This is a genomic window from Phenylobacterium sp., assembly GCF_035276905.1.
In the GTDB taxonomy this organism is placed as follows: Bacteria; Pseudomonadota; Alphaproteobacteria; order Caulobacterales; family Caulobacteraceae; genus Phenylobacterium.
The window spans coordinates 1-7,211 of record NZ_DATELG010000198.1 but is presented as its reverse complement, the minus strand read 5'-3'; the positions used below and the strand labels follow the sequence as shown (position 1 = coordinate 7,211).

The following is a 7,211-nucleotide window of genomic DNA, read 5'->3' as shown; positions in this document are numbered from 1 at the left end:
AGATCGGCGAACCATGTTCAGTAATCGGGGGCGTTCTACATGATCAGTCGTCGCGACATGCTGCGGCGCGCCGCGCGCCTTGGCGGCTACGCGGCGGGATTCCTGTCGCTGCAGGCGCTGGGCTTCCTGCCGACCCATGCGGCCGCCGACGCGCCGCAGCTGCCGGCGAGCCTGGGCCAGGGCCGCCGCGTCGTGGTTCTGGGCGCGGGAATCTCGGGCCTGGTCGCCGCCTATCGGCTCGAGCGCGCCGGCTTCGACGTCGTCCTGCTGGAAGCCCGCGACCGAGTCGGCGGGCGCAACTGGACGATTCGGGACGGCAGCCGCATCGAGCAGCTCGGCCAGCCCGACCAGGTCGCCCGGCTCTCGCCGGGGCTTTATTTCAACGCCGGACCGGCCCGCATCCCGAGCCACCACCAGGGCCTGCTCGGCTACTGCCGCGAACTCGGCGTGCCTCTGGAGGTCGAGGTCAACTCCAGCCGCAGCGCGCGGCTGCAGTCGGACGGCGCCTTCGGCGCGCGGCCGATCGAACAGCGCCAGGCGGTCACCGACCTTCGCGGCGGCCTGTCAGAGCTGCTCGCCAAGGCAGTAGGCCGCGGCTCTCTGGACCAGGAATTGAGCGCGGCCGACAAGGAGCGGCTGGTGAGCTTCCTGCGCGGCTATGGCGACCTCGCACCGGATCTCGTCTATCGCGGCTCGGAACGGGCGGGCTACGTGCGCACCCCGGGCGCCGCCGACCAGACCGGGATCGCGCGCCCACCGCTCGCCCTGCGTGACCTGCTGGGCGACCCGGCCCTGCCGAACATCCTTTTCGAGGACAACGTCCTCATGCAGGCGACCATGCTGGAGCCGGTGGGCGGGATGGACCAGATCCCGCGCGCGCTCGCCGCGGCGTTGCGCAGGCCGCCGCGGCTGGGCGCAGAGGTGCGCGCCATCCGCCAGTCGCACGGCGGCGTCGAGGTCGCCTGGCGCGACCGGACCAGCGGCGCGGGCGCCGTGGAGCGCGGGGACTTCGTCGTCGTCACCCTGCCGCTGAAGATCCTGGCGCAGATCCCCACCGACCTGCCCGCGCCGGTGCGCAAGGCGGTCGCCGCGGCCGTCTACGACCATGCCGCCAAGGTCGCGTTCGACGCGCCGCGATTCTGGGAGGCCGAACAGATCTACGGCGGCCTGTCGTTTCCGGACGGCGGGACCGGCGTCGTCTGGTATCCGTCGAGCGGCTTCCATTCGCCGCGGGGGCTCCTGGTCGCGGCCTATCTCGCGGGGCCCCCGGCCGCGGCGTTCGAGGCGCGGCCGCTGGGCGAGCAGGCCGGACTGGCCCGCGCCGCGGTCGAGCGGCTGCATCCCGGCCACGGCGCCGACCTGGCGAACCCGGTCGTGGTCGACTGGAGCCGGCAGGCCTTCAACCTCGGTCCCTGGATGCACTGGGAGACCGACGGCAACGACGCCGCCGCCTACCGGCTGCTGAACCAGCCGCAGGGGCGCATCTACCTCAGCGGCGCGCATCTCAGCCAACTGCCCAGCTGGCAGGAAGGCGCCGTCGCCGCGGCCCACCGCACCGTCGGCCTGATCGCCGAGCGGGTGCGGGCCGAGCCTTCCGCCGCCCGATAGCCCCATCCACCGACCCTCCGGAGCATGCTCATGCCACGCCTCGCCGCGGCCCTCGCCGCCGCCTTCGTCATCGCCGCCCCGCCGACCGTCCAGGCGGCGGAGATCCTTCGCGTCCCCGCCCCGCCCGGCGCCCCGCCGATCGCCTCGGCCGTGGTGGTGCCGGCCGGCGCGAGGCTCGTCTTCCTCAGCGGCGCCCTGGCCGCGCCCGAGGCGCAGAACGGCCCGACGGAGACCCAGGCGGCCTCCGCCCTCGCCCGTCTCGACGCCGTCCTGCACGCACAGGGGCTCAGCCTCGGCGACGTCGTGTCGGCGACGGTGTTCCTCGTCGGCGATCCGCAGAAGGGCGGCGCGATCGACTTCGCCGGCCTGAACGCGGCCTGGGGGCGCGCCTTCGGAACCGCCGCCCAGCCCAACAAGCCTGCCCGCACCACGGTCAAGGTCGCCGGCCTGGTGGCGCCGGGCGCGCTGGTCGAGATCGACGTCACGGCGGCGCGGGCCGACTAGCAAACCCTTTCCAAAACTGGAGCCGAACATGAAAACCACAACGCCCGCCGTCTCGGCGGCGGCGATCGCCCTCGCCTGGGCGGCGGGTCCCGCGGCCGCTCAGGCGGTCTCCACCGCGAACGCCTCGAGCACCGCGGCGGCGACCTCCATCGACGAACTCATCGTCACCGGCACCCGCCTGACCGGCGTGCGCGCCCAGGACAGCGCCGCGCCCATCGTGGTCGTCGACAGCGGCAGTCTCGTGCGCACCGGCCGCACGGAGATCAGCGAGGCGCTCGCCCGCCTGGCGCCGTCGTTCAACACCCAGCCTTTCGGCGGCGACGCCGGCAACCTGACCCTCTCGGCGCGGCTGCGCGGCTTGAGCCCCAACCAGACGCTGGTGCTGGTGGACGGCAAGCGCCGGCACCCCACGGCCAACCTCGCGGTGGTGGGCGGACCGTTCCAAGGCTCGGCGACGGCGGACCTGAACTTCATCCCGCTGTCGGCCGTGGAGCGGATCGAGGTGCTGACCGACGGCGCCGCCGCGCAATACGGCACCGACGCCATCGCCGGGGTGATCAACATCATCCTGAAGAAGGACGCCCACGGCGGCGAGCTCGCCGCCACCGGCGGCAAATACTATGCCGGCGACGGCAAGACCGGCGCGGTCACCGGCAATATCGGCCTGGCCCCCTCGGCCGACAGCTACCTGAACCTCACGGCCGAGACCCGCTACCACGACTTCAGCGACCGCGGCCGCGCAGACCAGCGGCTGCTCAACCCCAGCCTGATCGCCGCCAACCCGAGCTGGATCCAGATCCCCGGCTTCCCGCATCTCAACCCGATCTTCGGCGACGCGCGCTATGCGCTCACCAACTTCGCGGCCAACGGCGGCTATCGGTTCGGCGAGAGCCTGGAGGCCTACGGCTTCGCCACCTACGGCCACAAGTACGCCGCCTCGCACGAGAACTATCGCCTGCCGAACCGCATCCCCAGCGTCTGGCCGCAGGGCTTCACGCCGGACCTGACGAGCAAGGAAGACGACCTCTCGGTCACCGGCGGGCTGCGCGGCAAGCTGCCCGGCGACTGGAATTTCGACCTCAGCACCACCTACGGCCGCGACGACGTGGCCTTGAACGTCACCAACTCCGCCAACCTGTCGCTCTTCGCCGACACCGGCTTCACCCCCACCGCCTTCCACAACGGCGACTTCATCGCGACGCAGTGGACCAGCAACCTCGACATCAGCCGCGGGTTCGACGTCGGGCTGGCCAGCCCGCTCACGGTGGCCGTCGGGCTCGAGCAACGCCACGAGAGCTATGAGATCCGCGCCGGCGACGCCGCTTCGCGCTACAAGGCCGGCTCGCAGTCCTATCCGGGCTTCGCGCTCACCGACGCGGGCCGCCACAGCCGCGACAACTGGGCGGGCTACGTCGACCTGGCGGTGAAGCCGGTCGAGCAGCTGCAGCTCGAAGCCGCCGGGCGCTACGAGCACTTCAGCGACTTCGGCGACACCAGCATCGGCAAGCTCACCAGCCGCTATGACTTCAGCGACGCTTTCGCGCTGCGCGGCAACGTTTCGTCCGGCTTCCGGGCGCCGACGCTGGCCGAGGAGTTCTATTCGGCGACCAACGTCTCGCCGACCACCGCCGTGGTGCAACTGCCGCCGAACGCCGCCGCGGCCAGGCTGCTGGGGATCGCGCCGCTCAAGCCAGAGAAGTCGACGAACTTCTCCGTCGGCTTCGTGACCCGGCCCCTGCCCAACCTGACCGCCAGCCTCGACCTCTATCAGATCGAGCTGAAGAACCGGATCGTCGGCTCCGGCACGATCTTCGGCCTGTTGGGCGGAGCCGTGCGTTCCCCTGCGGTGACCGCCGCGATCAGCGCCAACGGCAACACCCTCGATCCGACCGTCGCGACGACGGGGATCAGCATTTTCTCGAACGCCGTGGACACCCGCACGCGCGGCGCCGAGCTCGTGCTGGCCTATCCGACCAGTCTCGGCGACTTGGGCCATATCGACTGGTCGCTGACGGGCGCCTACACCGACAACAAGGTGACCAAGGTCAAGGCGCCGCCTCCGCAGATCGCCGCCTCCGGCCAGAGCCTGCTGAACCTCGGGGCCCGCTCGGCCCTGGAGAGCTCCTCGCCGAAGTACAAGATCGCGCTCGGCGGCCTCTACACCAACGGCCCCTGGAGCCTGAACCTCGTCGGCACGGTCTATGGCGAAAGCTCCCAGCTGCGCGACCCCGGCAACGGCGTGTTCTTCAACCAGAAGATCGGAGTCACGCCGATCTTCGACACGGAGCTGGCCTACCGGACGACCAATGGGATCCGCGTGGCGATCGGGGCGAACAACCTGTTCAACCTCCACCCGAACCGCGTGAGCGACGCCTATCTCGCCGCCGAGGTGGCCTCCGGCTCGTCCGCGATCGACATCTACCCGACCTGGTCGCCGTTCGGCTTCAACGGAGGCTACTACTACACGCGTCTCAGCTACGACTTCTGACGCTCGCTCCGGCGCGACGCCGCCTGGACCATTCGCCGCCGAAGTGGAGGCCGGTTCGGCGCAGCGAATGGTCTAACTTCAGAAACTTGTGAGCGTTCGGCGGTTCATTCGAACCGCCGGACGCTCTACGCGTCGCGCCTTCAGCGCCGGCAATGTCGGCCTTGAGGACTCTTCGTTATTCGGCCGCATCATGTCCGATTATTTAGGCGGGGACCCTCAGGAGCCCCTAATGACCCAATCCCCGGCTCGGCAGCTCAAGCTCGGCGCAATTCTCACCGGCGTAGGCACGGACCAACTGACCTGGCGCGATCCGCAGGTGCCGGGGACCGCCAGCATCGACATCGACTGGTACGTCGAGAACGCGCGCCTCGCCGAGGCCAGCAAGTTCGACCTCGTCTTCATCGTCGACAGCCCGTTCATCACGCCGGACAGCGCGCCGCACTTTCTCAACCGCCTGGAGCCCTTGACCCTGCTCTCGGCCGTGGCCGCCTCGACGAGGAAGATCGGCCTGGTGGCCACCCTCACCACCTCCTACTGGGAGCCGTACAACGTCGCCCGCCAGTTCGCCTCGCTCGACAATATCAGCCGCGGCCGCGCCGGCTGGAACGTCGTCACGACGGGGCTCGAGGGGGCGGCGCGCAACTACGGCCGCGAGGCGCACTTCGACCACGAGGTCCGCTACGCCCGCGCCCGCGAGTTCGTCGAGGTGGTGCAGGGCCTGTGGGACAGCTACGAGGACGACGCCTTCCCGCGCGACAAGGCCGGCGGAGTCTTCCTCGACAAGCCGAAGCAGCACGCCCTCAACCACCGCGGCGAGTTCTTCTCCGTCGCAGGCCCGCTGGCGCTGAGCCGCTCGCGGCAGGGCCAGCCGGTGATCTTCCAGGCCGGCGACAGCGACGAGGGCCGCAATCTCGGCGCCCATATCGCCGAGGGGACCTTCACCAACGCCGAGAGCTTCGAGACCGCTCAGGCCTATTACCGGGACCTCAAGGCGCGCGCCGCGGCGCTGGGCCGTGACCCGGGCCAGATCACCGTCCTGCCCGGCCTGTTCCCTGTGATCGCCGAGACCGACGCCGAAGCCGAGACCCTCGCCGAGGCCCAGCAGGGCGAGCAGCAAGTCGACAAGCTGCTGGTCGAGCTCGGCCGCGCCTTTGGCTACCATGACTTCAGCCGCTATCCGCTTGACGGCCCGTTCCCCGACGTCAGCGAGCTCAGCCTGAACAGCTACAAGGGCCGCGCCGAACGGATCGTGCGCACGGCCCAGGCCGAGGGCCTGACGCTTCGACAGACGGCCTATCGCTTCGGCCGGCTGGGCACGCCCTTCGTCGGCTCGCCCGAGACGATCGCCGCGGAGATCGAGCGCTGGTTCGTGGAGGGGGCCGCCGACGGCTTCCTGCTGCGCGTCGGGCGTCCGAAGGAGTTCGCCCTCTTCCGCGAGCGGGTCGTGCCGCTGCTGCAGGCGCGCGGCCTGTTCCGCACCGAATACGCCCACGACACCCTGCGCGGCCACCTCGGCCTGCCGGTTCCCGAGAATCGCTGGGCCCAGGCGCGCGGCGCTTTGCAGGCGGCGGAATAGGCGGGGCGCAAGCCCACGCGCCAGGCCGCCAACTGATCCGATGCTCGAACTCGCCGCACCTTTGGACGCCGCGCCGGGAGTGATCGACTACTGAGCCGCCACCGCCTGGCCGCTGTCCTCGAAGAAGCGGTTCGGCGGGCGCGCCAGGCCGAGGTTCTCGCGCAGCGTCGTCCCCTCGTATTCGCGGCGGAACAGGTCGCGCCGCTGCAGCTCGGGGATCAGCTTGTCGACCACGTCGTCGAGCCCCTGCGGCACGAACGGGAAGACCACGTTGAAGCCGTCCGAGCCCTCCTCGAACAGCCAGCGCTCCATCTCGTCGGCGATCGACTGCGGCGTGCCGACGAAGGACAGGCCGGCGTAGCCGCCGGCGCGCTGCGCGAGTTGGCGGATGCTGAGGCGCTCCCGCCTCGCCAGCGACAAGATCCGCTGCCGCGCGCTATGGCTGGCGTTGGTCGGCGGAAGCTCGGGCAGCGGCCCGTCCGGATCGAAACCCGAGACGTCGAAGTCGAGCATGGAATTCAGCGAACCGATCCCGCTCTCGTAGTGCACCAGGCCGTCGAGCCGGGCGAGCTTGGCGCGCGCCTCCTCCACGCTGTCGGCGACCACCACCATGGCGCCGGGCAGGATCTTGATCCCGTCCGGATCGCGGCCGAGGGCGCGGGCGCGGCCCTTGATGTCGGCGTAGAAGGACTTGCCCCCTTCCAGCGATCCCGGGGCGGCGAAGATCACCTCGGCGGTCTCCGCCGCCAGCTGGCGGCCGGCCTCCGAGGCGCCGGCCTGGACGATCACCGGCCAGCCCTGGATCGGGCGGGCGATGTTCAACGGCCCTCTGACCGAGAGGTGCTTGCCCTTGTGGCCGAGCACGTGCATCCGCGCCGGATCGAAGTAGAGACCGCTTTCCATCTGTGGACGCCCCCTTCAGCGCAAGTCCGGAGTGGAGAGGTTTTGGTCGCGTAGTCGGATGCTGCCATCTGTCCGGCCTGTAGTGCCCCGCCGTGGCGGCGCTGGCCTGTATGGGAGTCGCGGATCGGGTCC

The 7,211-nt window shown here is 70.6% G+C and carries 5 protein-coding genes; 4 read left to right on the top strand and 1 reads right to left on the bottom strand.

Going from position 1 to position 7,211, the window contains the following annotated elements:
- Positions 1–39: 39 nt before the first annotated feature.
- From VJS38_RS09245 to VJS38_RS09230, 4 genes are all read left to right on the top strand, one after another.
- Positions 40–1,608 carry a flavin monoamine oxidase family protein gene (locus tag VJS38_RS09245; protein WP_324087860.1) on the top strand — a complete coding sequence of 523 codons (1,569 nt, stop codon included), beginning with the start codon at positions 40–42 and terminating at the stop codon, positions 1,606–1,608.
- 30 nt (positions 1,609–1,638) lie between these two features.
- The gene (locus tag VJS38_RS09240) at positions 1,639–2,112 is read left to right on the top strand and encodes a Rid family hydrolase (RefSeq protein WP_324087859.1); all 474 of its coding nucleotides are present in this window, start codon (positions 1,639–1,641) and stop codon (positions 2,110–2,112) included.
- A 28-nt stretch (positions 2,113–2,140) separates the two neighbouring features.
- On the top strand, positions 2,141–4,600 hold the full coding sequence (locus VJS38_RS09235) for a TonB-dependent receptor (RefSeq protein ID WP_324087858.1): 2,460 nt from the start codon (positions 2,141–2,143) through the stop codon (positions 4,598–4,600).
- A gap of 229 nt (positions 4,601–4,829) precedes the next feature.
- The gene (locus tag VJS38_RS09230; protein WP_324087857.1) at positions 4,830–6,176 is read left to right on the top strand and encodes an LLM class flavin-dependent oxidoreductase; all 1,347 of its coding nucleotides are present in this window, start codon (positions 4,830–4,832) and stop codon (positions 6,174–6,176) included.
- A gap of 87 nt (positions 6,177–6,263) precedes the next feature.
- Here the strand turns inward: VJS38_RS09230 and VJS38_RS09225 are convergent, their stop codons facing one another.
- The gene (locus tag VJS38_RS09225) at positions 6,264–7,079 is read right to left on the bottom strand and encodes an NtaA/DmoA family FMN-dependent monooxygenase (RefSeq protein WP_324087856.1); all 816 of its coding nucleotides are present in this window, start codon (positions 7,077–7,079) and stop codon (positions 6,264–6,266) included.
- Positions 7,080–7,211 lie beyond the last annotated feature (132 nt).

Excerpts from the sequence above, each read along its gene's own strand:
- VJS38_RS09245 (WP_324087860.1), top strand. The coding sequence starts at position 40 with ATGATCAGTCGTCGCGACATGCTGCGGCGCGCCGCGCGCCTTGGCGGC.
- VJS38_RS09230 (WP_324087857.1), top strand. The coding sequence starts at position 4,830 with ATGACCCAATCCCCGGCTCGGCAGCTCAAGCTCGGCGCAATTCTCACC.
- VJS38_RS09225 (WP_324087856.1), bottom strand. The coding sequence starts at position 7,079 with ATGGAAAGCGGTCTCTACTTCGATCCGGCGCGGATGCACGTGCTCGGC.
- VJS38_RS09240 (WP_324087859.1), top strand. The coding sequence starts at position 1,639 with ATGCCACGCCTCGCCGCGGCCCTCGCCGCCGCCTTCGTCATCGCCGCC.
- VJS38_RS09235 (WP_324087858.1), top strand. The coding sequence starts at position 2,141 with ATGAAAACCACAACGCCCGCCGTCTCGGCGGCGGCGATCGCCCTCGCC.